The organism is Bacillus sp. NPDC094064 (genome assembly GCF_050279585.1).
In the GTDB taxonomy this organism is placed as follows: Bacteria; Bacillota; Bacilli; order Bacillales; family Bacillaceae_G; genus Bacillus_A.
The window spans coordinates 198,182-221,810 of record NZ_JBNNUI010000004.1 but is presented as its reverse complement, the minus strand read 5'-3'; the positions used below and the strand labels follow the sequence as shown (position 1 = coordinate 221,810).

The following is a 23,629-nucleotide window of genomic DNA, read 5'->3' as shown; positions in this document are numbered from 1 at the left end:
AATTGAATTGTAAAACAACCTCTACCTTCGCGGGGGAGGTTATTTTTTTGGAAGGGAGGATAAAGAGATGAAGATGACAAGTAAAAAGATGAAAGATGAGTTAATAAAGAAATTATCTCGCCCAGAATGGGACTTTCATTATGATAGTGAGAAAGAAGTTCTGCGTATTGAACAGAAAGACTCGAAAAAAGGCATTAACGTATCACTTCCAGGAGTTGTGGCAAAATGGGAAGTGAATAAAGAAAAAGCGATTGACGAAGTCGCATATTACGTACAAGAAGCGTTAATTGCGATGCATAAAGAAGAAAATAGCGGAGCGAAAATTTTACCTGTTATTCGTTCTACTTCTTTCCCGAAACAAGCAGAAGAAGGAAATCCGTTTATTATGACGGATCATACGGCGGAAACACGTATTTACTACGCGCTAGATTCTAATAAAACGTATCGACTCATTGATGAGCGTTTATTACAAAAGTTAGAGCTTACAGAACAACAAGTACGTGAAATGGCATTATTCAATGCTCGCTCATTAGGTTATGAATTTAAGCAGGACACAGTAGCAGGGAATACATTCTACTTTTTAAACACAAATGATGGGTATGACGCGACTCGTATTTTAAACGAATCGTTACTACAATCGATGCGTGAAAAGATTGCTGGTGACATGGTTGTTGCTGTTCCTCACCAAGATGTATTAATTATTGCTGATATCGTCAACGAAATCGGTTATGATATTATTGCACAAATGACAATGAAATTTTTTGCCGAAGGGCATGTTCCGATTACATCACTTTCATTCGTATATGAAGATGGAGAATTCGAGCCAATCTTTATTTTAGCGAAGAATCGGAAGAAGACAGATGGAAAAGAGAAAGGATGAACGAAGTGAACGTTTTTTATAACCTTGAAGGAATTGGTGACACTTTAATTGTTGCCTTACAAGATATTACTTTAGAGAATCGTACATTTGACCGCAAAGGAGATGTTGCTCGCGTTTATGATCGTGAAAGCAACGTAACAGGAGGATTCAACATCTTTAATGCATCTTCTTATTTAGAAGTAACAGAAACAGGTAACCTTACATTAACGAAAGAACTTGTTGAGAAAATCAACGAAATTTTAGCGAAGAACGGCTTTGAAGAAACAGTAGAAGCAGATCTTTCTCCGAAATTCGTTGTAGGTTATGTAGCTGAAAAAGAGAAGCATCCAAATGCTGATAAGTTAAACATTTGTAAAGTAGAAATCGGTACAGAAACATTACAAATCGTATGTGGTGCACCAAACGTTGATGCAGGACAAAAAGTTGTCGTTGCAAAAATCGGCGCTGTAATGCCAAGCGGTATGTTAATTAAGCCAGCTGAGCTTCGCGGTGTTCCTTCTTCTGGAATGATTTGCTCTGCACGTGAATTAGAGCTTCCAGACGCTCCGCAAGAAAAAGGTATTCTTGTATTAGAAGATAGCTTTGAAGTTGGACAAGAGTTTAAATTTTAATTGATGTAAGAAAAAGTAGCCTCGCATATATGGGGCTATTTTTTTATGCGGAATTCCTAAGATTGTAACGTTTCTCATCAAAATCTATATTGTATTTTAAAAATTAATTAGGTAAAATTTAGAAAAAAGAAGGGGATAGAGGTATGAAACAACAACCAAAAATCGCAGAACTTCTGAAACGAATTGAAACTTCAAAACAGCAAGATATCGAATTAGGTACCTATGAAATATATGTGTTTAGTGAAAATGAATTAGAAAAAGGACAAATCGGTTACCGATATGATAAACATAAAAGTTCATTAATAAGTGAAGAGAATGGAAGATGGCAAGAAGGATGGATTGTTATTGGATATGAAACGGATATGGGCGACCCAGTTTTCGTGAATACCGATGACGACGCGTATCCAGTGTATACGGCAGAGCGTGGTACAGAAACGTGGCAGCCAATTTGTATTGGAAATATGGATGAGGTTATAAAACAATTATAAGAAAAACTTTGAGTCCGGTGCAAAGTGATGGGAGAGAGGCATGAAGTATATAAAAACAATGGGCATGATTGCATGCATTGGCATATATATGGGAGGTTGCTCACAAGAACAGCCGAAAAAAGAAACAGCATCTTCTATACAAGAAATAAGTAAAGAGAAAAAGGAAGACGCACCGGTAGAAAAGCAGCAAGAGGAACAAGAAAAGAAAGAAGAACCGCAAGAAGTTCAAACGAATGAGCAAGTAGAAATTAAGCAGGAGGAAGTACCAGCCGAGAAAAAGAAAGAGGAAACTACGCCGGTGCAGCCACCTGAGCAACCAGTACAAAATAATGAACAAAAAATAGAGAGTAAGGAAAAACAAGAAAAATTTCTCGTTGTCATTGATCCAGGGCATCAACAAAAAGCAAATTTAAATTTAGAGCCGATTGGTCCAGGCGCAACTACTCAGAAATATAAAGTGACAGATGGAACAACAGGTGTTGCAACAAAAAAGAGAGAGTCTGTCCTTGTGTTAGAGATGGCTTTTATATTAAAAGAAAAGCTTGAAGCAAAGGGAATGCAAGTATTAATGACGAGAACGTCACAAGATGTTGATATAAGTAATAAAGAACGTGCGACATTTGCGAATGATCATAAGGCGAATTTATTTTTACGTCTTCATGCAGATGGTTCTGAAAATCCGAATCAAAGTGGATTCGCTGTATTGACGCCTGCAGAAGGAAGTCCGTATACGAAAGAAATCTATGCGGAAAGTCTTCAAATCTCTCAAACGATAGTAAATAAAATGAGAGAGAACCAGCAAGTGAAAGTAAATGGAATTAAGTTCAGGGATGATCTTTCTGGATTTAATTGGTCCAAAGTACCTGGTGTACTATTAGAACTTGGGTTTATGTCAAACCATGAAGAAGATAAAAAATTATCTGACCCGCAGTATGTAAATTCTTTATTGCAAAGTGTAACGGATAGTGTAGATGAATATCGGAAGAGTAAAGCTTAAAAGCAGTCTCGCGTCGAGGTTGCTTTTTTTCATATGAAAACACTCATGAATTAGAATATTATGGATAAATATGACATGCTTAATTTTACCTGCACTTTTTTCCGAATGCTGATACAATAAAGGATGTTACTATTTAGTAGAAAGAGTGGTAAGCATGTTAGATTGGATGAAAAAGCTGTTTAACAAAGAGGAAGAACAAACAGCGATGAATAAAGAAGTACCAAAGCAAGCTGAAAGTCAGCCGAAAATTCCTCGTGTAAACCACTACACTGAAGCAAGAGAAGCACAAATGGCAAGTAGGAATGTAGGTAAATGCCGTTTTCCATTAGTACCAGATAATGGGTTTGATGAAGACGATGTTATAGAAACAGGGCATTTTAAAGAACAACCTGTTCAAGCTGTAATATATGAAAATCAGCCTATTCAAAGAGGAATCAAAGTGGAAAGAAGCAGACGACCGTATGTGGAGAAGGTAGTTCCTACATATGAAGAGCCGGAAGTGCAATATGAACCGGTGCAAGAGCCTATCGTAAAAAAAGCATCTGTACCATCGCAAGAAAGTAACCGTAGACCATTTCGTCCAACAGAAATGATTTCGCCAATTTACGGATATAATCGTCCTTCTGTAGAGAAAAAGGTAGAAAAGCAGGAGGAAGAAAAGGAAAGAGAAGATCTTGAAATATCTGTAGAGGGCAAAGCAGTTGTTGATGCATGGTTAGAGAAAAAGGGATACACATTATCTGATTTCTCAGAAGGACAAGCAAAGATTTCTTCTAGTCATGAAGGCGTTAATCAGCAAGAGCAACAGAGTAAAAAGGAAGAAAAATCAGTTGTCGATCAATGGTTAGAGAAAAACGGTTATGAAATTGAGCGCCAAGTACCTTTAGTAGAAGAAAAAGAAGAGGTTCAAGAAATTAGTGTACCGCAGGAAATTTTAGCGGATGAATTACTTCATAATACGGTAGCTGAGCGCATGGAAGATGCAAAGCAAGAAAAAGATGTAGTGGTGCTAAACGAAAATATTTTACAAGAGAAATTAGTAGATTCTAAAGTAGAGCACGAGGATACAATACTATCAGAAGAAATTAAGCGTAATACAGAAATAGAAGAAGCTACTATTGAAGTAGAACAGAAAACTCCAGAAGAAGCAGTGATTGTCAAAGCAGAAGAAAAACTCGAAGAAACAATCATAGTGGAAATACCAGAAGAAGTTGCAGAAGTGCCAAAAGTAGAAGTAATTGCAGAAACGGAACAGCTTGTAGAAGTAGAAGTAGAAGTAGTTATGGAAACAGAGGAATCTGAAGAGATAGAAGTAATTACGGAAACAGAAGAGTTTGAAGAAGTGGAAGTAATTGTAGAGGCAGAAGAATCTGAAGAGGCAGAAGAAGTAGAAGTAATTGTAGAAACAGAAGAGCCAGAAGAAGAAGTAGAAGTAATTGCAGAAACAGAAGAGCTAGAAGAAGTAGAAGTAATTGCAGAAGCAGAAGAGCTAGAAGAAGTAGAAGTAATTGCAGAAGCGGAAGCAACAGAAGAAGTGGAAGCAATTGCGGAAACAGAAGAGCTAGAAGAAGTAGAAGTAATTGCGGAAACAGAAGCAACAGAAGAAGTGGAAGCAATTGCAGAAACAGAAGCATTTGTAGAACTTGAGGAATCTCAGCAAGAACTGGTGTTAGATGAAGCAATGGAACAAAAGAGCGAATTCATACATGTTGCTGAGGCTGATGAACAAACGAAGAAAGATGTCCAAAGCTTTGCGAATGTTTTAATTACAGAAACAGAGGAAAGCAAACTAGTTGTGGAAGAAGCGCCAATCGCCGAAGAACAACCAGTTGAAGAAGAAGCGCCAATCGCCGAAGAACAACCAGTTGAAGAAGAAGCGCCAATCGCCGAAGAACAACCAGTTGAAGAAGAAGCGCCAATCGCCGAAGCGCAACCAGTTGAAGAAGAGGCACAAATTACCGAAGAACAACCAGTTGTACAAAAAGAAGAGCCGAAACGTGAGAAAAAGCGTCATGTACCATTTAATGTTGTTATGTTGAAACAAGACAGAGCACGATTAATGGAAAGGCATGCGGCTAGAACGAATACAATGCAATCTTCTATGAATGAACGAGTAGAGAATAAGCATGTACAACAAGTGGAAGAGAAACCAATGCAACAAGTGGCAGTAGAATCACAAGTGGAAGAACAGCCAGTGCAACAAGTGGTAGTAGAACCACGAGTGGAAGAACAGCCAGTGCAGCAAGTGGCAGTAGAATCACAAGTGGAAGAACAGCCAGTACAACAAGTGGTAGTAGAACCACGAGTGGAAGAACACCGAGTGCAACAAGTGGCAGTAGAATCACAAGTGGAAGAACAACCAATGAAACAAGTAGTGGTAGAGCAAGTACAAGAGAAAGCATATGTTGTAAATCAAAGAGAGAACGATATGCGAAATGTACTGCAAACACCACCGACATACGCTATTCCGCCATTAACATTGTTGGCAATTCCACAGCAAGCAGCGTTAGATAATACGGAATGGTTGGATGAACAGAAAGAATTGTTAGATACAACGTTTAATAATTTCCATGTTGGAGCACATGTTATTAATGTGTCACAAGGTCCAGCGGTAACTCGTTTTGAAGTGCAGCCAGACCCAGGTGTGAAAGTAAATAAAATTACAAACTTAAGTGATGATATTAAGTTAAGTTTAGCTGCGAAAGATATTCGTATTGAAGCACCGATTCCAGGGAAAAGTGCGATTGGAATCGAAGTTCCAAATAAAGAAAGTAAGCCAGTATTTCTTCGTGAAATTTTAAGAAGTCCTGTGTTTACAAAGAGCGAATCACCGCTTACAGTTGCGCTTGGACTTGATATTTCAGGTGATCCAATTGTAACGGATATTCGAAAAATGCCACATGGACTTATTGCTGGCGCAACTGGTTCAGGAAAAAGTGTGTGTATTAATGCGATTTTAACGAGTATTTTATATAAAGCGAAGCCACATGAAGTGAAGTTAATGTTAATCGATCCGAAGATGGTTGAGCTTGCACCATACAATTCTGTTCCGCATCTCGTAGCACCTGTTATTACGGATGTAAAAGCAGCAACAGCTGCGTTAAAGTGGGCAGTTGAAGAGATGGAGCGCCGTTATGAATTGTTTGCGCATGCTGGTGCTCGTGATTTAACTCGCTACAATACGATTGTAAGTGAGCGAGAGATTCCGGGAGAGACATTACCTTATATCGTTATTGTCATTGACGAGTTAGCCGACTTAATGATGGTAGCACCTGGTGATGTAGAGGAAGCGATTTGTCGTATTGCGCAAAAAGCACGTGCTTGTGGTATACATTTATTAGTTGCGACGCAGCGTCCATCTGTAGATGTTATTACAGGTTTAATTAAGTCAAACATTCCAACGCGTATTGCGTTTACTGTATCATCTCAAGTTGATTCGCGTACGATTATCGATATTGGTGGCGCGGAGAAATTACTTGGCCGTGGTGATATGCTATTTTTAGGGAACGGTACATCTAAGCCAGTTCGTGTACAAGGTGTATATGTATCGGATGATGAGATTGAAAAGACAGTTGATCATGTGAAAAAGCAAATGAAGCCGAATTACTTATTTAAGCAAGAGGATTTATTAGCGAAAACAGAACAGGCCGAGTCGGAAGATGAATTGTTCTTTGAAGCATGTCAATTTGTTGTAGAACAAGGGGGAGCGTCCACATCTTCTGTACAGAGAAAATTCCGCATCGGTTATAATCGCGCGGCCCGTCTCATTGAAGAGATGGAATCGCAAGGGATTATTTCTGAAGCAAGAGGAACAAAGCCGAGAGATGTTCTTATTTCTGAGGATGAATTTGCTGCTATGCAGGAAACAAATGTATAGTACACGGTTTTGCTGTATACTAATAGAAAATGTTGGATAGTAAAGTAGGGAGTAAAGCGACATGAAAGAAATTGAATTAAAATTAAAAGGTGAAATAAATCGACTAACGAATAAAACATTTAAATTTGATGAGCGTGTTGGAGAAGGTTGGTTCTCTGCCGTTTACTTTTTAAAAACTAGAGAAATCATTGAAGAATTTCGCCCGAAAAGTGTTGTAACGATGCAGTTTTTCCAAAAAGAGAATGCAGTACTTTGCGGAGCAGATGAAGTAATCGCATTGCTACAAACATTTGCCAAAAATCCTGAGGAATTAGAAATTCATTCTTTAAAGGATGGCGATAATATTAGTCCGTTTGAAACAGTTTTAACAATTCATGGTCCTTATGAAAACTTCGGATTTTTAGAAGGTGTCATCGATGGGATTTTAGCTCGTCGTACATCGGTTGCGACAAACGTATATAACGTTGTCCAAGCTGCACGTAGTGTAGATAAAGAAAAACCAGTTATTTTCATGGGAGACCGTGATGATCATTATACGCAACAAGCTGGTGATGGTTATGCAGCATACATCGGAGGTATGAGCGCACAAGCGACGCATGCAATGAATGAGTGGTGGGGCAAGAGTGGTATGGGGACAATGCCTCACGCATTAATTCAAATGTTTAATGGTGATGTTGTGGAAGCAGCAAAAGCATATCATAAGAAATTCCCAGAAGATGAATTAGTTGTATTAATTGATTACAACAATGATGTCATTACAGATGCACTTCGCGTAGCGCGTGAATTTGGATCAACATTAAAAGGTGTACGTGTCGATACGTCTCGTACAATGATTGACCAATACTTCATTCGTCACCCAGAAGTACTTGGAACATTCGATCCACGTGGTGTAAATCCATCGCTTGTATTCGCACTTCGTAAGGCACTTGATGAAGAAGGATTCCAACATGTAGACATCGTTGTAACTGGTGGATTTGACGAGAAGCGTATTCGTGAATTTGAAGCGCAAAATGTTCCTGTCGATATATACGGCGTAGGAAGTAGCTTATTAAAAATGAATATTGGCTTCACTGGCGATAATGTAGAATTAAATGGAAAACCAGAAGCTAAGGCTGGTCGTAAATACCGCCCTAATCCACGTCTAGAGCGTGTTCAATTGGAAACAAGAGAAGATATGTAAAAAAGAGAAAAACTGATAGGTGATTGACCCTATCAGTTTTTCTGTTATCATAGTATAACAGCTGGTTTTTTGCTATAATAAGTTTGTTATGGACATAAAAAGAAGTACGTACGTGGTTATCCTGATAAGTGAAGATTAAAGAAAACTTCGCTTCATCAGAAATGTATGATGATTACCAAAATAAGAAAAGATTCATATACTGTCTTATAGATAGGCCGTTGTATTAGTTCGAAATGTTGGAGGTTCTTTAAGATGACAGTTTACCATTTTGTAGGAATTAAAGGGACAGGAATGAGTTCATTAGCACAAATTCTTCATGACATGAAGCATACTGTTCAAGGGTCTGATTATGAAAAGCGTTTCTTTACACAAACAGCATTGGAAAAGCGTGGTATTTCCATCCTTCCTTTTGATAAAAATAATATTAAAGAAGGACAAGTGATTATCGCAGGAAACGCGTTTCCTGATACGCATGAAGAAATCGTAGCAGCAAAAGAATTAAATATCCCAGTACATCGTTATCATCACTTTTTAGGTGACCTTATGAATCAGTACACAAGTGTTGCTGTAACTGGTGCGCATGGAAAAACATCAACTACAGGTTTGTTAGCACATGTAATGCAAGGCGCACACCCAACATCTTACCTTATTGGAGATGGAACTGGGCATGGGGTAGAAAATAGTAAATATTTTGTATTTGAAGCTTGTGAGTATCGTCGTCATTTCTTGTCTTACTATCCAGACTATGCGATTATGACAAACATTGATTTCGATCACCCAGATTATTTCTCAGACATTAATGATGTCTTCAGTGCATTCCAAGAGATGGCATTGCAAGTGAAAAAAGGCATTATTGCATGTGGTGATGATGAAGAACTTCAAAAAATTCAAGCGAAAGTACCTGTTATTTTCTATGGATTTGGAGAAGATAATGATTTCCAAGCACGTAACATTCAAAAGAGAACAGATGGTACAATATTCGATGTATTCGTTCGTAATACGTACTATGATACGTTCAAAATTACTGGGTACGGCAATCACAGCGTATTAAATGCATTAGCAGTAATCGCGCTTTGCCATTATGAAAACGTTGATGTAGAAGCAGTTAAACATCAATTAACAACTTTTGAAGGCGTAAAACGTCGCTTTAATGAAAAGCCAATGGGAGAGCAAGTTATTATCGATGACTATGCACACCATCCGACAGAAATTAACGCAACAATTGAAGCAGCTCGTCAAAAACATCCAGAGCGTGAAATTGTCGCTGTATTCCAGCCACACACATTCTCACGTACAGAAAAGTTCTTAGATGAGTTCGCAGAAAGCCTAAGCAAAGCTGACCAAGTATACTTATGTGATATTTTCGGATCAGCGCGCGAAAACAAAGGTGAATTAACAATCGAAGATCTGCAGAAGCGTATTGACGGTGCAGAACTAATTACAGATACAACAACAGATGTATTAAAGAAACATAAAAATGGCGTTCTAATTTTCATGGGCGCAGGTGACATCCAAAAATTCGAAGCAGCTTACGTAAAAGAAGTTCAAGTTGCAGAGAAGTAATAGAAAAGACGCACAGCTGGGCTGTGCGTCTTTTTTGTTGTGCTCGATTTTTATTTACGTATTGACCTAGAGCTAACTCTAGGTTGTAAGATGAAAATGTAAAAACAAGGGGGAGAAAACATGTATAAAATAGGTGAAGTGGCAGAATTAACGGGGATGAGTATTCATACTTTGCGTTACTATGAGAAATTAGGATTATTACCACCACCAACGCGAAATAGCGGGATTCGCCAATATACAGAAGGTGATGTGCGCCTATTAAAATTTTTATATTCGCTAAAACAAACTGGAATGTCATTAGAAGAGATGGCTGAGTTTGCAAGTGATGGATGCATTATAGAGGAAATTAGGCAGAAGAGAAAGGAAGTGCCAGCGAAAGTAAAGAAGAGAATTTCAATTTTAACAACTCACTTAGAAAGGTTAAAAGAACAGCAAGAACAATTGCAAAAAGTTGTCCAGATAACAGAAGAGAAGTTAGAAATTTATTACGGTTTTCTAGAAGGAAAAGACTTGGAGGCCGGCAATGAAAAATAAAGTATATGCGCAGTTATTAGGGTTTGCAATATTTACTGGTGGGACATTTAATGCTTCGAAATATGCGGTGCAGTATTTCGAAGCGATTCATATAGCGGCATGGCGCTTTGGAATTGCTGCACTTGTGATGTTATGTCTTTTAAAAATAAGAAAAGGTTTTGAGGTTGAGATATGGAGGCAGAATAAGGTCTATTACCTTTTGCTTGGTATAGTTGGTGTATTCGGTTTTAACTACTTTTTCTTTTTAGGAATGAAACATACAGAAGCTATTAATGGGGCGCTTATTATGGCGACAAATCCACTTATTACGACGTTATTAGCAAGTGTCATTTTACGAGAGAAGATAGTGAAGCGCCAAGTAATTGGAATGTTACTTGCACTATTTGGTGTTGTTTTTGTGCTTACACAAGGCTCGTTTACCGCACTACAAAATTTATCATTTTCAAAAGGAGATTTTTATATTTTATTAGGGAATATTTGCTGGGCGTTATACGGTGTATTAAGCAGAAGGTTTATTAAAACTGGTAGCTCAATACAAACTACGACATATACAATGACTATTGGTGCCCTTGCCTTTATTATGATATCTTTTACGCAAAAAAGTATAGTACCAGTTTTGGAAATTCCTCTATTAGCTTGGGGAGCGATTCTCTTTATGGCAATTGGAATGAGTGTGCTCGGTTACTTATGGTGGAATAATGGAATTGCCCAAATTGGTGCAGCGAGAACATCTTTATTTTTTAATCTAGTGCCTGTTGTTACAATAATTATTTCTTTTACAGAAGGAGTAAATATAACATCCGCACAATCTGTAGGAATGATATTAGTTATTACGGGAGTATTGTGTTCTTCAGGTTTTATACAAATAAAATCGAAAAAAAGTGTGAATATTTAACATTTTCTATTTGTAAATGTTAGAATAATAAGAAAACTAAAAGGGGCTAAAAACCATGTTCACACTCCGAGTAGACGACGAAATCGAACTACAACTATTAGAAAAACATCATAAAGAGGAATTGTATCAATTAATAAATCAAAACCGTAATCATTTACGAAGATGGCTTCCTTGGATAGATGGGACGAAATCTGCGGATGCTTATGATGAAATTTTCCCGATGTGGTTAAAGAAATTTGCAGAGGGAGACGGTTTTGAAAGTGGTATACGCTATAAAGGAAAGCTCGTTGGGATGGTAGGCATTCATCCAGTGAGCTGGGGGAATAAAGCGACGAGTCTTGGGTATTATCTTGCGGAAGATGCTGGTGGGAAAGGTATTATGACGCGTAGCGTGAAGGCTGTACTTCACTATGCATTTGAGAATTTAAAATTGAATAAAATTGAAATCAGATGCGGTGTTGAAAATGCGAAAAGCCGCGCGATTCCAGAGCGTTTAGGGTTTAAATTGGATGGTATTTTAAGAGATGAACAATGGATATATGATCATTTTCAAGATATTGCTGTGTATAGTTTACTGGCTTCAGAATGGAAGGATATTCAAGGTAAGTAAGAAATCTTATGACAGATTATTTAAAAAGGCCATTTGCAAATGGTCTTTTTTTATGAATTAAAATGGAAGTGGTGGTATAATTTGGTTAGGGGGTGAAGGTATGAACCTTCCAATTCAAAGAAGTAAATCAGCAGTAATTTTCGTGAGTCTCACGTTAGCTTTTATGTTTGTGTATCCAATTGTCATGCTTTTCACCAATAAAGAGCAATGGATGTCAGCGTTAATTGGAATGGGATTATGTTTCATTGTAAATATCCCGCTCGTTTGGGAAGTATTTATTAAAAAGCATAAAGTAGAAAATGGTGTATTAAAGTACGGCATTTTAAATGACGATATTGTATTGAAAGAGATAAGAATCATTCGTCAAGTTGGAAAATCTCTTGAAATTACGACGAATACGTATAAAGTACATATGGTCGCGATGCCGCAACATATGGAGCGGTTTTTGTCGCTTGTAGAAAAAGAGAATCCGCATGTGAAAATAGAAATGGTGGGTAAGAAATGAAAAGAATCTGTACGTTGTTTGTGCTTTTATTAACGGCATCTATTCTTTTAATAGGGTGTAGTGCAAAGAAAGAGAAGTCTGATGTTAGCTTAGAAAAAGCACAAAAAATTGAAATTGAGTCATTGACTGATTCGAGTGATAAAAAAACAATTACCGATAAGAAAGAAATTGAAAAACTGTTTGAAGTCATGAAAATGGATAAGTGGGAAATGCAATTGGCTCCGTTAGATACTCCGCAAGGGAAAACATTTAAAATGTATCAAGAGGATACACCGAAATTAATGGAGTCGAGTAAAGATAAAACAGAATTACATGAAATTGGTACGATGACAGTATATAAAGATGTCCCTTATGTTGAAGTTGAAATGAAAAATAAGAAAATGAGTTTTAAAGTGCCAGAAAATGTGGCGAAAGAGTTATTAAAGTATTAATAAAAAAACGCTCGGAGAAAATCCCGAGCGTTTTTATTATTATTTTAAGTTCTCAGGATTTAAAGCTTCTAATTCAGATACAACGAAACGTCCGTCTTTACGGATTAGTACGTCGTCGAAGTAAATTTCGCCGCCGCCGTATTCAGGGCGTTGGATACATACTAAATCCCAGTGGATGTTAGAGTTGTTGCCGTTCCATGCATCTTCGTAAGCTTGTCCAGGTGTGAAGTGGAAGCTACCATCGATTTTTTCATCGAATAGGATGTCGCCCATTGGATGTAAGATGTATGGGTTTACGCCGATTGCGAACTCACCAACGTAGCGTGCGCCTTCGTCTGTATCGAAGATTTTGTTAATGCGCTCTGAATCGTTTGCAGTTGCTTCAACAATTTGACCGTTCTCAAACTTAAGTTGTACATTTTCAAATGTATAACCGTTGTAAGGAGATGGTGTGTTGTAAGAAACTGTACCGTTAACAGAATCACGAACTGGTGCAGAGTATACTTCACCGTCTGGAATGTTTAAATGACCTGAGCATTTAATAGCTGGAATGTCTTTAATAGAGAATGTTAAATCAGTTCCAGGACCAGTTAAGCGAACTTTATCTGTTTTATTCATTAATGTAACAAGGCTATCCATTGCCTTATCCATTTTACCGTAGTCTAAGTTACAAACTTCAAAGTAGAAGTCTTCGAAAGCTTCTGTGCTCATTTTAGCAAGCTGTGCCATAGAAGCATTTGGGTAACGAAGAACAACCCAGCGCGTTTTCGGAACGCGGATGTCTCTATGAACTTTCTTACCAACTGTTTGGCCGTGAACTTTCATTCGTTCACTTGGAACGTCAGCTTGTTCGTTAATGTTATCGCCAGAGCGAAGACCGATATACGCATCCATATCTTTCATTACGCTTGCTTCATATGCAGCGATTTGTTCGAAATGTTCTTCAGTAGCACCCATTAATAAAGAGCGATCTACTTGATGATCTTTTAAAGAAACGAATGGGAAACCACCAGCTGCATATGCTTCTTTCACAAGTGCAGTTACAAGTTCTTTTTGTAAGCCAAAGTTTTCAATTAACACTTTTTCGCCTTTTTGTAAGCGAATAGAGTAGTTGATTAAATTGTATGCTAACTTTTCAATGCGTGGATCTTTCATATGTAAAGCCTCCCTACTAATTATGTATCCTCTCCTATTGTAACCTACTTAGTGGAATTTGTTGAATCATTTATGTTAAAGTTAACGAATAAGTATGAAAATTCTAATGGAATATAGGGGTTAGAATGAAACGGTAAATGATTGTATAATAGGGGAAAGTATGAAAAAGATAAAGGAAGTGATGAAATGCAAGTTCTTTTATATGTAAGTGCGGCTATTATCGCGGTTGCTTTCGCTGTATTAGTAGTGTACGTATGCAGAACGTTGTTATCGGTTCAAAAGACGTTAGAAAACGTTGCAAGCACGTTAGAAGGTCTAGAGAAACAAATGCAAGGGATTAGCGTAGAGACGGAGCAATTATTACATAAGACAAATGCGTTAGCTGATGATATTCAACAGAAGTCGCAGTCATTAAATAAAGTAGTAGCAGGTGTAGATGGAATTGGAACGACAATCCATTCTTTAAATACGAAACTTCGTAATGTATCAGAGTCTGTTACGGACGAAATTGAAAATAATGCAGATAAAGTAGCGCAAGTTGTACAATGGAGTAGCGCAGCAATTGAAGTATACAATCATTATCGTGCGACAAGACAAGAGAAAAAGGTTGAAAAAGAAGAGCGTAAATTAGAAAGACTTGAGAAAAAAGCGGAAAAGAAAGAGAAGCGCTCTAGACTTCGTATGAGAGGTGAATCGTGATGAATATGACAAAACTGGAAACAATTGAAGAGCTTGAAGTACTAGTGGAAAAGAACGAGCCTTATGTGCTATTTAAACATAGTACGACGTGCCCAATTAGTCACGGTGCATACACAGAGTTTCAAGCGTATTGCAGTGAAGAAAGAGCAGTACCAGCTTACTATTTATACGTACAAGATGCGAGAGATGTTTCGAATCGTGTCGCAGAACAGTACAGTATTAGACATGAATCTCCACAAGTATTATACATAAAAGATGGGATGGTAGTGTGGAATACGTCTCATTGGAATATTAAAAAACACGCTTTAGAAGAGAATATTAAGTAAAAAGAAGCAAGCTAAAGGTGCTTGCTTCTTTTTTTTGTTTTTGTTGAAATATATTTAATGGTAAACTGTTAATAGTTCAAACTAAATAACTAGATTGTTGAAAGTAGGTTTTATGTAATGAAGAAAATGGCATTATCCTTCGCAGTCGTAAGTTTATTACTGGGAGCTTGTAGTAATGATACGATTAGTAAGAAGGATGAAGTTATACAAAAAGATACGAAAGAAAAAAGTATGATTCCGAGAACGGCTGTTTCTAAAGATTATTATAGAACTGTTATTCCTTTAAAAGAACAAAAAGTCATTAATACAGCTAATATAAAAACAAATTCTAAATTAGATTTAGCAGAATATGAAAATGGTTTAATGAATATTGCAAAAGGGCAATTTGATACAGAAAATCATGTGCTGCAATTAAATCAATACATTCCGGAGAATGTAATTGATGAACTAGTCGCGAAAGTAGAAGCACCAGTTTTGACGAACATCATCGAACAAGACTATTTCGGAAAGCAGAATTCAAACGAATTAAGTTTATCTGGTGTTATGATTGGTTTAGCTATGTCTTCAAGCGTATCTAATGAAGAAGCCATTTCTAAAGGTACTGAAGTTGCTAAACAACTTATAGAAGCTATAAACAAAAATGATAAATATAACAAATCGCCAATTACGTTTGCTATCTTTAAACAAGAAAATACAACTTCTTTAAAAAATGGTACGTACATTGCTAGTGCTACTGTTCAAAAGAATGATACGAATATGGGAAACTGGAGTATGATTGATGAACAAGCTTATTCATATCCTTCTGATGAATTTAAACAAGAACATGGAGAAGATAATGCAAAAATAAATGAATTTGCTGATTCAATAAAAAAGTTTTCTCCTGGAGATTTTATCCCAGTCAATGCTAAAGTTTTGTATAAACAAAAGAAAATGGATACATTAAATATGGATATTGTTATTAAATATAACGGTAAAACAGAATTAATGGCTCTTACTCAAATGGCTGCTCAAAGTATGTTAGAGAAATTACCTAAAGATGCGAAAGTACAATTGCAGATAAAGTCCGATAATAAAATCGAGGCCGTTATTATAAAAGAGAAAAACAGCGATAAACCGTTTGTTTCCTTCTTATAAAAAAGACAGTTTAAACACTGTCTTTTTTTTATTGCAAGTGAGAATGTACGAAGTTTTTTTGTAGTGATTTATTGTTATATTTCGTATGAATATCGTATTTTGGTGCCATGGAAGATGATTCAAGATTAAGAAGAAGTCATTGGAAATGGTGTTATGACGGGTAAGCCAAATCAAATTCAAAAAAGTAAGAGGTAAATAATATGAACTTAAAAGATTTAAAAAGTAAACATATTAAGTATGATTGGAAAACTATTTTTGTAGGCGTCCAAGGAAGTTATTTTAGTAAAGACGTTATTTCTGATTATGCGGTAGAATTGATGGGAATTGGTGATGAAAGCGGGTTTGTTAGTGAACTTACATGGGGAGTCTCTAATGAAAATTTAGGTAAGGTGATGTTAGAAATAAAAACTAATTATTTTCCTCAATTAGATGAAGAAAGCCCAGTGTTAGTAGAGGAGAAAAGAAAATTAAGATTTATTTGTTTATCTGAAATAAAAGAAAGATGTAAAGAAGATAATGAGTTATTAAATGAAATTGCAGAGTTTTATGGAAATCACCACTACCCAGAAGATATGGTGAGTTTTGTTAATTATATGCCTCAAGAAGTTCCAACTACGAAAGAAGCTTTGGTAAATAGGTTTGAAAAATTTTTAAAATTAGAGGAAGAGAGATTTAAATATTAAATATATATAGTCACTACCAATAGGTAGTGACTTACAATTAGTTTCTGAAACGGGAAGTTGAGTTATGCTGGATTTAATCGCAGAGAATAATAATGGGCCATTTAGAACATAGACGTTACAACATATTTTTAAACAAATTTTCTAATATGGTTTAGAGTTACAAGAAGACAGGATTGTTGAAATGAATGGTGATGGAAATCATTATTTTATCGAGGGACCATACGCAGTGAAAAGTTATGAACAAGTACATCAAGTTGCTGAAGCAATGAAAGAGCGTCGCATAATACGCTTCATATTTCCGTTGTACCAATTTTAAAGAAAGAAATCTATTTCCCCCTGTCGTTGTCGATATAAGGCATTCTACAGGACGCCGTGATCTTCTATTGTCAGTTGTGAAGTACTTCCAGATCCAGCGCATCAAATGACTATCCATGTCGTTTTTTGTTGGTAAATCGATATCCTATGTCGAATCGCCGATATATTTCAAGTTGTGGTCGATATATTTAAAAAATCGCTGATATATTTCGAGTTACGGTCGATATATTTAAAAAATCGCTGATATATTTCGAGTTACGGTCGATATATTCGAAAAATCGCTGATATAAATTTCATTTACTATCGTACTGCTTAAAATAAGGTTTCTGCTCATGAGATATCTATTTTTTACAAAAAATGCCCTTTTTTTCATGAGAAATACGAAAATACGAGAAAAGAAGCGAATTTTTTCGAAACTTTTGCGGGAAAATATTGTATGAGCCTGCGTTTTTATCGTATCATTAGTAAAAGGAAGAACTCGGGACGATTGGTGGCATCTGCAAATAGAGTTGATGTCTTTTTTTCATTCAAGTAACCGATACATAAAAATAGATAACAAAAATAGAAGGAGTGTGCGATGAGATGAACGTAACAATCTATGATGTAGCGCGCGAAGCGAACGTTTCAATGGCTACCGTATCACGTGTTGTGAACGGTAACCCAAATGTAAAGCCTACAACAAGAAAGAAAGTATTAGAAGCAATTGATCGTTTAGGATACCGCCCGAATGCGGTAGCACGTGGACTAGCAAGTAAGAAGACAACTACAGTAGGTGTTATTATTCCTGATATCTCAAATACGTTTTATGCAGAACTTGCGCGTGGAATTGAAGATATCGCAACAATGTACAAGTATAACATCATCTTAAGTAACTCTGACCAAAACAAAGAGAAAGAGTTCCATTTATTAAATACGATGCTTGGAAAACAAGTGGACGGAATTGTTTTCATGGGTGAAGATATTACAGACATTCACATTGAAGAATTTAAAAAGTCTCCAGTACCAATTGTATTAGCAGCGTCATTTGATGAGCAAAATGAAACACCATCAGTAAATATTGATTATACACAAGCAGCATACGATGCAATGAAGCACTTTATTGAGCAAGGCCATACGCGTATCGGTTTCGTCTCTGGTCCTTTCATTGATAAAGCGGCAAGCGCAAAGAAATTACAAGGTTATAAAAAAGCTTTAGAAGAAGCAGGTATTTCATATGATGAAAATCTTATAATCGATGGAGATTACACATATGATTCAGGTATCGAAGCATTCGAAAAGCTTTGGAGTCTTGATGAAAAACCAACAGCAATCTTCGTATCTTCTGACGAAATGGCACTAGGTGTAATTCACGCAGCACAAGACGCTGGATTAAACGTACCAACTGATGTAGAAGTACTTGGTTTCGATAATACACGCCTTGCATTAATGGTACGTCCTCAGCTTTCAACAGTTGTACAACCAATGTATGATATCGGTGCAGTAGCAATGCGTCTACTAACGAAATATATGAACAAAGAAAAAGTGGAAGATCACACTGTTATTTTACCTCACCGTATCCAATTTAGAGATTCAACGAAGTAAGTATAAAAAGCTCACAGCGATTGCTGTGAGCTTTTATTCGTATTTCCTTGTGCTGAATGTTTAAATTTATAAATATGCGACTTTGATAATGATAATGTATTTGGAACTCTTCATAAGACATTCGCTATAGATGGGGGTATTCCTTGTTATATGTCACATAAATGCAAATTCAACTATTATAGGGCAATGTCATGTATAATAGAAAGAAAAGGCTTGTGAGGAGGGAGAAAAGATGATCGTTCTTTGGATAATTACGCTTTGTATGACTGCTATTTTTGCATATATGACGTTAAAACAAAATGGCTTAAAGCGATTTGTTCCAGGAAGTATTCTTGCAGGAATTGCCCTTATCACGTATGTAATCTCTATTTTTGTTGAAAATGTATCGGTGGATATGAGCACAAGCTTAATGTTTATCGGTATCACACTATTTGCAGGTAGTATTATGGTGCTTATGGTTGCTGGTATTATTTTATTTATTCATATGAATTCGGAAACGTTATAACATATAGAAAAGGCATGACCCGAGAGGGGCATGCCTTTTGTCCGTTCAATTATGCTCTATCTTTAGAAGAGTTTTGTTGTTTTAATAAGTCGCGAATTTCGCCAAGAAGAACTTCTTCTTTTGTTGGTTCTGGAATTTTTTCTTCTTTTTCTTCTTCTCTTCTAGATGTTAGTTTGTTGAAAACTTTAACAAACATAAAGATAGCAGCTGCAATAATTAAGAAATCAAAAATAGTTTGGATGAAGTTACCATACATAATAGATGATTTACCGAATGTAATTTTTAAATCTGTAAAGTCAACGCCACCTAATATCATACCAAGTAATGGTGTAATAATGTCTTTTACTAAAGAACTAACGATTTTACCGAATGCAGCACCGATTACAACCCCGACAGCTAAATCGATTACATTCCCTTTGAACGCGAATTTTTTAAACTCGTTCCACATGTGTTAATCCCACCCTTTCCACGATTTATTATAAAATTTATAATTCCTATCAACATATTCTATAGAAATTTGTGAGAGAAATAAAGAGGAAATGGGAATGAAAGTAAATTCTGAAAAATGTATCCGTTTTAATTTTTGTTTACATCGTTTAATAAAGATTGTAGCATTTGCTGCGTTTTTAATCCTTCTAATCCATCTACAACAGGTTTTGTATCTCCGTGTACACATTCAATAAAATGATGAACAGCATCTTCAAAACCGCGCTGCTTTAATGTCGTTTCCCATGACGGAGAACCGCTTTGTGAAACAGAGTTTTCTGCCTCAATTTCAAATGTATTCATATTTTTTACACGAATGATTTTTCCTGTTGTTACCAGTTCAATTTGTTCTAAGTTTGTACCTGCATGACGATGCATGGCTGTAGAGAGTAAGAGCCCGTTTGCGGTTGTGTATGTATGATGTCCATAAAGGAGTTCATTTTTTTCGTTTATTTGCATCATATTATGAACGACGTTAAGGTTATCATTAGCTAACCAGCGGGCAGTATCTACAATATGTAAGTAATCATCTAGCATAGTAAAATCGTACGTATTTGGCCCTACTTTATTTGTGCGATGCTTTTCAATTCGAATCCATGAAATATCATTAGCTTGTTCTTTGGCAGTGACGTACATAGGAACGAAACGGCGATTAAATCCAACCATTAACTTTCGATTATACTTTTCACTCATTTCGACTAGTTTTTCAGATTGTTCCACAGTAGCAGCTAACGGTTTATCTACATAAACATCGATTCCTTTTTCAAGAAGTGTAGAAACGATTTCATAATGCGTAGCAGTTGAACTATGAACGAAGATTGCATCACATTCTGAAGCTAACGTTTCCATAGAATGAAAATCTTGAATACGATATTGCTGGCAAATTTGTTTTCTTTTCTCTGCATTAGGTGTAAATGCCCCTACAAAATTCCAAGTTGTTTCATTTGTAAGTGTTGGGAGGTAAGCTTTTTGTGCAATACTTCCAAGACCAATCATCCCGATTTTAGGTTTGTTCATGTTTATTCCCACCTTATCAATATTGATATAACGGGTTAAATGTAGCATAGGGCGGGGGAGGAAGGCAAAAAGTAGGATTACTTCTGTCCTTCTATTAAAATCTTCTCTATCTCTTCAAAATTATGAGCCCGAGCGTGCTCTAGCGGGGTAACACCATCGTTGTCTGGAATATTTACATCAGCACCATGTTTAATTAGAAGGCGAATGACTTGTTGTTGCGTTTCATCTCCGTCACTTAGTACGATAGCTTCCATTAAGGCGGTCCACCCGAGATTATTTACATGGTTTACATCAATATTTGTTCGCGTGAGGAGTTCTTTTATAACATCAATATAGCCATGTTCCGAGGCTGGGATAAGAGCTGTTCCGCCATACCGATTCGTAAGAGATGGATCGGCGCCAGCGTCAATCGTTAGTTTTAAAATATCCAAATAACCTTCTGCACCGGCGTATAGAAATGGGTTATTTTTCATATCATCTTGAACATTTACGTCAGCCCCAGCGTTGATAAGAGCTTTGGCGGTTTTTACATCATTTTTGTATGTGGCAATCATAAGAGGGGTACGTCCTTTATTGTCCGTTATATTTATGTCGGCTCCTTTTTTGAGCAATGATATAACAGTATTCGTTTCCTGCTTTTCAGTAGCTGTTAGTAGTGCTGTCTCCATGTTTGTCATCTCCTTTTTAACTTCTTGTTCTTGCGAGCAACCTTGTAAAAAAATTACGCAACATATCATGCTTAATGTTTTTTTGAACATGGAATTTCAACCTCCTAATTTCAACTCTAAAATAAGAACATTAAATTTTTATAAACTGACGCTAAAATTACTATAAAATCGCTTGAGTATTTGAACATATATTTTTATGCTTATGAGTAATAAGGTTTAATAAAGTGAGGATTTAACATATGTCTATTAAAACAAGGTTTTTATTTTCTTATATTGCCGTTATTCTCGTTTCTATTACGCTCATATTAGTCGCGGGGTTTTTAATTGTTTTTTCAATAACAGGGGACTTGGAGTCAGTGAAAAATTTTTATAAAAGTTCCTATATTCAAAAGCCGCTTACGCAAGAAGAAGAGAATGCGTATCTTGAATTGAAATTAGCGGCAAAGCAACATCAATCACAACTATTAGATGAATCGTTCGTTTCATCAATTGAAAAAGAAGGTGTGAAAATAGCTGTAAGAAAGGGAGATTCCATTTCATATGCTTCGAAAGAATTTGAAAGTTCAACCTTAACAGAAGCCCTTCCGAAATTTGAATCAGCAAATATTAATAGTCGTGGTACAACGGAACTAGGCGATACATTTTATCGATATGTAAAATTTGATTTTTATTTTCCGCAGAAAGAAGAAGGTAGTATATTTGTATTAAAAAAGCAAAGTTCATTTGTAGACCTCACACAGAAATTATTTCCGATTTTGTTCATATCGCTCTTACTTTTAGCCATTTTGCTTATTGGATTATTAAGTTACCTCGTCTCCAGAAGTGTGATAAAACCAATCTTTGTATTGAAAGATGCGACTGAGAAAATTAAGGAAGGAAATTTAGATTTTCAAATACCAGTTACATCACACGATGAAATAGGACAATTAAATCAAGGGTTTGAGGAAATGAGGAAGAAATTAAAAGAGTCGATAGAGATGCAAACACAGTATGAAGAAAATCGAAAAGAGCTCATTTCAAACATCTCTCATGATTTAAAAACACCGATTACATCTATTATCGGATATGTAGAAGGAATAAAAGATGGGGTAGCAAATACACCTGAAAAAATGGATAAGTACTTAACGACTATCCATACGAAAGCAAGGCATATGGATACACTCATTGACGAACTATTTTTATTTTCGAAGCTCGATTTGAATCGAGTTCCATTTCAGTTTGAAACGGTTGAATTAAATATGTTTATGCAAGAATTAATAGAAGAGATGCAGATGGATTTAAGTAAAGAAGGTATAGAAATTAACTTACAATTACATGCATCACCACTATATGTAACGGCTGATTGCGAAAAGATAAATAGAGTGATATCAAATTTAATTCATAATAGTGTGAAATACATGGATAAAGAAGAGAAAAAAATTACTGTAACAGTATCGAGTGGTCAAAATAAAGTTATTGTGAAAGTAATGGACAATGGATCAGGTATAGAATCTGATACGCTGCCGTATATATTTGAGCGTTTTTATCGTGCGGAACAATCACGAAACTCTAGTACAGGTGGAAGTGGACTTGGCTTAGCGATAGCGAAACAAATTGTCGAAGAACATGGCGGGGACATCTGGGCGGAAAGTAAGCTTGGGGAAGGTACAAGTATTTTCTTCTCGCTGAAAAAAGTACAGGAATGTGGTGAGTAGAATGAAAAGGATTTTACTAGTAGAAGATGAAGTAAGTATCGCAGAATTACAGCGAGATTATTTAGAGATTCATGATTTTCATGTTGATGTAGAGCATTCCGGAGAAACAGGTTTACAAAGGGCTTTGCAGGAAGAGTATGACTTAATTATTTTAGATATTATGCTTCCGAAAATGAATGGTTTTGAAATTTGTAAACAAATACGTGCTATAAAAGACATTCCGATTTTACTTGTTTCAGCAAAGAAGGAAGATATAGATAAAATTCGCGGACTCGGTTTAGGGGCGGATGATTATATAACGAAACCGTTTAGCCCAAGTGAATTAGTCGCAAGGGTAAAGGCGCATATTTCTCGTTATGAAAGATTATCAGGAAATGTGAGTAAGCAACGCGATACGTTATACATTCACGGAATTTCTATTGATCAGCGAGCGAGAAAAGTTTTTATAAACAATGAAGAAATCGCGTTCACAACGAAGGAATTTGATTTATTAACATTCTTTGTAACGCATCCAAACCAAGTATTAAATAAAGAACAGTTATTTGAACGTATTTGGGGACTAGACTCAGCTGGCGATTTAGCCACTGTCGTTGTTCACATTAGAAAGCTACGTGAAAAAATTGAAAGAGATCCCGCCCACCCGCAATATATTGAAACAGTATGGGGAGCTGGTTATCGCTTTAACGTGTAATGTACCTGCCGAGTAATTGGCAGGTTTTTTTATTGTTATCTGGACTAAAAGGGGGAATAGGTAATTTATGTTAAAATGTAGAGAGGTAAAACATAGGGGAGTAT

At 36.3% G+C, this 23,629-nt stretch carries 25 protein-coding genes and 1 pseudogene; 22 read left to right on the top strand and 4 right to left on the bottom strand.

Annotated elements, in window-relative coordinates:
• Positions 1–67 precede the first annotated feature (67 nt).
• The 12 genes from ACQKNI_RS11700 to ACQKNI_RS11645 all read left to right on the top strand — a co-directional run bounded on the left by ACQKNI_RS11700 (position 68) and on the right by ACQKNI_RS11645 (position 12,571).
• Positions 68–880: a DUF1444 domain-containing protein gene (locus tag ACQKNI_RS11700; protein WP_088232254.1), complete on the top strand. Its 813-nt coding sequence runs from the start codon at positions 68–70 to the stop codon at positions 878–880.
• Positions 877–1,491 carry a YtpR family tRNA-binding protein gene (gene ytpR, locus ACQKNI_RS11695; RefSeq protein ID WP_001006777.1) on the top strand — a complete coding sequence of 205 codons (615 nt, stop codon included), beginning with the start codon at positions 877–879 and terminating at the stop codon, positions 1,489–1,491. The genes ACQKNI_RS11700 and ytpR overlap by 4 nt, the downstream gene beginning before the upstream one ends.
• Positions 1,492–1,634: 143 nt before the next feature.
• Positions 1,635–1,979, top strand: a complete 345-nt coding sequence (locus ACQKNI_RS11690) for a thiamine transporter (RefSeq protein WP_088232253.1) — start codon at positions 1,635–1,637, stop codon at positions 1,977–1,979.
• Positions 1,980–2,019: 40 nt separating this feature from the next.
• Entirely contained in the window at positions 2,020–2,976 is a 957-nt protein-coding gene (locus ACQKNI_RS11685) for an N-acetylmuramoyl-L-alanine amidase (protein ID WP_140417460.1), read from the top strand.
• Between the two features lie 154 nt (positions 2,977–3,130).
• A complete protein-coding gene (locus ACQKNI_RS11680) occupies positions 3,131–6,853 on the top strand; it encodes a DNA translocase FtsK (protein ID WP_427282381.1) in 3,723 nt (1,240 codons plus the stop codon).
• 61 nt (positions 6,854–6,914) lie between these two features.
• Positions 6,915–8,033 (top strand): nicotinate phosphoribosyltransferase, encoded by a 1,119-nt coding sequence (locus ACQKNI_RS11675; RefSeq protein WP_088232251.1) that lies wholly within the window; start codon positions 6,915–6,917, stop codon positions 8,031–8,033.
• Positions 8,034–8,285: 252 nt separating this feature from the next.
• Positions 8,286–9,596, top strand: a complete 1,311-nt coding sequence (gene murC / locus ACQKNI_RS11670) for a UDP-N-acetylmuramate--L-alanine ligase (RefSeq protein ID WP_088232250.1) — start codon at positions 8,286–8,288, stop codon at positions 9,594–9,596.
• Between the two features lie 120 nt (positions 9,597–9,716).
• Positions 9,717–10,130 (top strand): MerR family transcriptional regulator, encoded by a 414-nt coding sequence (locus ACQKNI_RS11665; RefSeq protein ID WP_088232249.1) that lies wholly within the window; start codon positions 9,717–9,719, stop codon positions 10,128–10,130.
• Positions 10,120–11,025: a DMT family transporter gene (locus ACQKNI_RS11660; protein ID WP_088232248.1), complete on the top strand. Its 906-nt coding sequence runs from the start codon at positions 10,120–10,122 to the stop codon at positions 11,023–11,025. Before ACQKNI_RS11665 ends, ACQKNI_RS11660 begins: the two co-directional genes overlap by 11 nt.
• A gap of 55 nt (positions 11,026–11,080) precedes the next feature.
• A complete protein-coding gene (locus tag ACQKNI_RS11655) occupies positions 11,081–11,635 on the top strand; it encodes a GNAT family N-acetyltransferase (protein ID WP_427282380.1) in 555 nt (184 codons plus the stop codon).
• 100 nt (positions 11,636–11,735) lie between these two features.
• A complete protein-coding gene (locus tag ACQKNI_RS11650; protein WP_427282379.1) occupies positions 11,736–12,140 on the top strand; it encodes a PH domain-containing protein in 405 nt (134 codons plus the stop codon).
• Complete coding sequence (locus ACQKNI_RS11645) at positions 12,137–12,571, top strand: hypothetical protein (RefSeq protein WP_427282378.1); 435 nt, start codon at positions 12,137–12,139, stop codon at positions 12,569–12,571. Before ACQKNI_RS11650 ends, ACQKNI_RS11645 begins: the two co-directional genes overlap by 4 nt.
• Positions 12,572–12,610: 39 nt before the next feature.
• On the opposite strand, the gene ACQKNI_RS11640 is transcribed toward ACQKNI_RS11645, so the two are convergent.
• Positions 12,611–13,726, bottom strand: coding sequence for an aminopeptidase (locus ACQKNI_RS11640; protein WP_395592187.1), 1,116 nt, complete (start codon positions 13,724–13,726; stop codon positions 12,611–12,613).
• 186 nt (positions 13,727–13,912) lie between these two features.
• Here ACQKNI_RS11640 and ACQKNI_RS11635 point away from each other — a divergent pair, with 186 nt between their 5' ends.
• The 8 genes and pseudogenes from ACQKNI_RS11635 to ACQKNI_RS11600 all read left to right on the top strand — a co-directional run bounded on the left by ACQKNI_RS11635 (position 13,913) and on the right by ACQKNI_RS11600 (position 18,969).
• A complete protein-coding gene (locus ACQKNI_RS11635) occupies positions 13,913–14,425 on the top strand; it encodes a DUF948 domain-containing protein (RefSeq protein ID WP_001197718.1) in 513 nt (170 codons plus the stop codon).
• Positions 14,425–14,751, top strand: a complete 327-nt coding sequence (gene ytxJ, locus ACQKNI_RS11630) for a bacillithiol system redox-active protein YtxJ (RefSeq protein WP_427282377.1) — start codon at positions 14,425–14,427, stop codon at positions 14,749–14,751. Before ACQKNI_RS11635 ends, ytxJ begins: the two co-directional genes overlap by 1 nt.
• Before the next feature lie 117 nt (positions 14,752–14,868).
• Positions 14,869–15,885: a CamS family sex pheromone protein gene (locus ACQKNI_RS11625; RefSeq protein WP_088232244.1), complete on the top strand. Its 1,017-nt coding sequence runs from the start codon at positions 14,869–14,871 to the stop codon at positions 15,883–15,885.
• A gap of 200 nt (positions 15,886–16,085) precedes the next feature.
• The gene (locus ACQKNI_RS11620; RefSeq protein ID WP_427282376.1) at positions 16,086–16,568 is read left to right on the top strand and encodes a DUF2247 family protein; all 483 of its coding nucleotides are present in this window, start codon (positions 16,086–16,088) and stop codon (positions 16,566–16,568) included.
• Positions 16,569–16,749: 181 nt separating this feature from the next.
• Positions 16,750–16,884: a hypothetical protein gene (locus ACQKNI_RS11615; RefSeq protein ID WP_427282375.1), complete on the top strand. Its 135-nt coding sequence runs from the start codon at positions 16,750–16,752 to the stop codon at positions 16,882–16,884.
• A pseudogene (locus tag ACQKNI_RS11610) lies at positions 16,836–16,966 on the top strand (bifunctional 3-deoxy-7-phosphoheptulonate synthase/chorismate mutase); the annotation flags it as partial. The gene ACQKNI_RS11615 and the pseudogene ACQKNI_RS11610, both read left to right, overlap by 49 nt.
• A gap of 499 nt (positions 16,967–17,465) precedes the next feature.
• Positions 17,466–18,464: a catabolite control protein A gene (gene ccpA / locus ACQKNI_RS11605; RefSeq protein WP_088232241.1), complete on the top strand. Its 999-nt coding sequence runs from the start codon at positions 17,466–17,468 to the stop codon at positions 18,462–18,464.
• Between the two features lie 232 nt (positions 18,465–18,696).
• On the top strand, positions 18,697–18,969 hold the full coding sequence (locus ACQKNI_RS11600; RefSeq protein WP_088232240.1) for a DUF3917 domain-containing protein: 273 nt from the start codon (positions 18,697–18,699) through the stop codon (positions 18,967–18,969).
• 49 nt (positions 18,970–19,018) lie between these two features.
• Here ACQKNI_RS11600 and mscL read toward each other — a convergent pair whose 3' ends face one another.
• The 3 genes from mscL to ACQKNI_RS11585 form a co-directional block, all read right to left on the bottom strand.
• The gene (mscL, locus tag ACQKNI_RS11595; RefSeq protein ID WP_088232239.1) at positions 19,019–19,417 is read right to left on the bottom strand and encodes a large-conductance mechanosensitive channel protein MscL; all 399 of its coding nucleotides are present in this window, start codon (positions 19,415–19,417) and stop codon (positions 19,019–19,021) included.
• A 128-nt stretch (positions 19,418–19,545) separates the two neighbouring features.
• Complete coding sequence (locus ACQKNI_RS11590) at positions 19,546–20,472, bottom strand: Gfo/Idh/MocA family protein (RefSeq protein WP_098253200.1); 927 nt, start codon at positions 20,470–20,472, stop codon at positions 19,546–19,548.
• A gap of 77 nt (positions 20,473–20,549) precedes the next feature.
• Positions 20,550–21,230, bottom strand: a complete 681-nt coding sequence (locus ACQKNI_RS11585) for an ankyrin repeat domain-containing protein (protein WP_071710325.1) — start codon at positions 21,228–21,230, stop codon at positions 20,550–20,552.
• 149 nt (positions 21,231–21,379) lie between these two features.
• Here ACQKNI_RS11585 and ACQKNI_RS11580 point away from each other — a divergent pair, with 149 nt between their 5' ends.
• Both ACQKNI_RS11580 and ACQKNI_RS11575 read left to right on the top strand, forming a co-directional pair.
• The gene (locus ACQKNI_RS11580; RefSeq protein WP_098253199.1) at positions 21,380–22,834 is read left to right on the top strand and encodes a sensor histidine kinase; all 1,455 of its coding nucleotides are present in this window, start codon (positions 21,380–21,382) and stop codon (positions 22,832–22,834) included.
• 1 nt (position 22,835) lies between these two features.
• Positions 22,836–23,525, top strand: coding sequence for a response regulator transcription factor (locus ACQKNI_RS11575; RefSeq protein ID WP_098356950.1), 690 nt, complete (start codon positions 22,836–22,838; stop codon positions 23,523–23,525).
• The last annotated feature ends 104 nt before the right edge of the window (positions 23,526–23,629 follow it).

Bases quoted from the DNA above. Each gene is read 5' to 3' on its own strand.
- ACQKNI_RS11700 (WP_088232254.1), top strand. From the start codon at position 68: ATGAAGATGACAAGTAAAAAGATGAAAGATGAGTTAATAAAGAAATTA.
- ytpR (WP_001006777.1), top strand. From the start codon at position 877: ATGAACGAAGTGAACGTTTTTTATAACCTTGAAGGAATTGGTGACACT.
- ACQKNI_RS11690 (WP_088232253.1), top strand. From the start codon at position 1,635: ATGAAACAACAACCAAAAATCGCAGAACTTCTGAAACGAATTGAAACT.
- ACQKNI_RS11685 (WP_140417460.1), top strand. From the start codon at position 2,020: ATGAAGTATATAAAAACAATGGGCATGATTGCATGCATTGGCATATAT.
- ACQKNI_RS11680 (WP_427282381.1), top strand. From the start codon at position 3,131: ATGTTAGATTGGATGAAAAAGCTGTTTAACAAAGAGGAAGAACAAACA.
- ACQKNI_RS11675 (WP_088232251.1), top strand. From the start codon at position 6,915: ATGAAAGAAATTGAATTAAAATTAAAAGGTGAAATAAATCGACTAACG.
- murC (WP_088232250.1), top strand. From the start codon at position 8,286: ATGACAGTTTACCATTTTGTAGGAATTAAAGGGACAGGAATGAGTTCA.
- ACQKNI_RS11665 (WP_088232249.1), top strand. From the start codon at position 9,717: ATGTATAAAATAGGTGAAGTGGCAGAATTAACGGGGATGAGTATTCAT.
- ACQKNI_RS11660 (WP_088232248.1), top strand. From the start codon at position 10,120: ATGAAAAATAAAGTATATGCGCAGTTATTAGGGTTTGCAATATTTACT.
- ACQKNI_RS11655 (WP_427282380.1), top strand. From the start codon at position 11,081: ATGTTCACACTCCGAGTAGACGACGAAATCGAACTACAACTATTAGAA.
- ACQKNI_RS11650 (WP_427282379.1), top strand. From the start codon at position 11,736: ATGAACCTTCCAATTCAAAGAAGTAAATCAGCAGTAATTTTCGTGAGT.
- ACQKNI_RS11645 (WP_427282378.1), top strand. From the start codon at position 12,137: ATGAAAAGAATCTGTACGTTGTTTGTGCTTTTATTAACGGCATCTATT.
- ACQKNI_RS11640 (WP_395592187.1), bottom strand. From the start codon at position 13,726: ATGAAAGATCCACGCATTGAAAAGTTAGCATACAATTTAATCAACTAC.
- ACQKNI_RS11635 (WP_001197718.1), top strand. From the start codon at position 13,913: ATGCAAGTTCTTTTATATGTAAGTGCGGCTATTATCGCGGTTGCTTTC.
- ytxJ (WP_427282377.1), top strand. From the start codon at position 14,425: ATGAATATGACAAAACTGGAAACAATTGAAGAGCTTGAAGTACTAGTG.
- ACQKNI_RS11625 (WP_088232244.1), top strand. From the start codon at position 14,869: ATGAAGAAAATGGCATTATCCTTCGCAGTCGTAAGTTTATTACTGGGA.
- ACQKNI_RS11620 (WP_427282376.1), top strand. From the start codon at position 16,086: ATGAACTTAAAAGATTTAAAAAGTAAACATATTAAGTATGATTGGAAA.
- ACQKNI_RS11615 (WP_427282375.1), top strand. From the start codon at position 16,750: ATGAATGGTGATGGAAATCATTATTTTATCGAGGGACCATACGCAGTG.
- ccpA (WP_088232241.1), top strand. From the start codon at position 17,466: ATGAACGTAACAATCTATGATGTAGCGCGCGAAGCGAACGTTTCAATG.
- ACQKNI_RS11600 (WP_088232240.1), top strand. From the start codon at position 18,697: ATGATCGTTCTTTGGATAATTACGCTTTGTATGACTGCTATTTTTGCA.
- mscL (WP_088232239.1), bottom strand. From the start codon at position 19,417: ATGTGGAACGAGTTTAAAAAATTCGCGTTCAAAGGGAATGTAATCGAT.
- ACQKNI_RS11590 (WP_098253200.1), bottom strand. From the start codon at position 20,472: ATGAACAAACCTAAAATCGGGATGATTGGTCTTGGAAGTATTGCACAA.
- ACQKNI_RS11585 (WP_071710325.1), bottom strand. From the start codon at position 21,230: ATGTTCAAAAAAACATTAAGCATGATATGTTGCGTAATTTTTTTACAA.
- ACQKNI_RS11580 (WP_098253199.1), top strand. From the start codon at position 21,380: ATGTCTATTAAAACAAGGTTTTTATTTTCTTATATTGCCGTTATTCTC.
- ACQKNI_RS11575 (WP_098356950.1), top strand. From the start codon at position 22,836: ATGAAAAGGATTTTACTAGTAGAAGATGAAGTAAGTATCGCAGAATTA.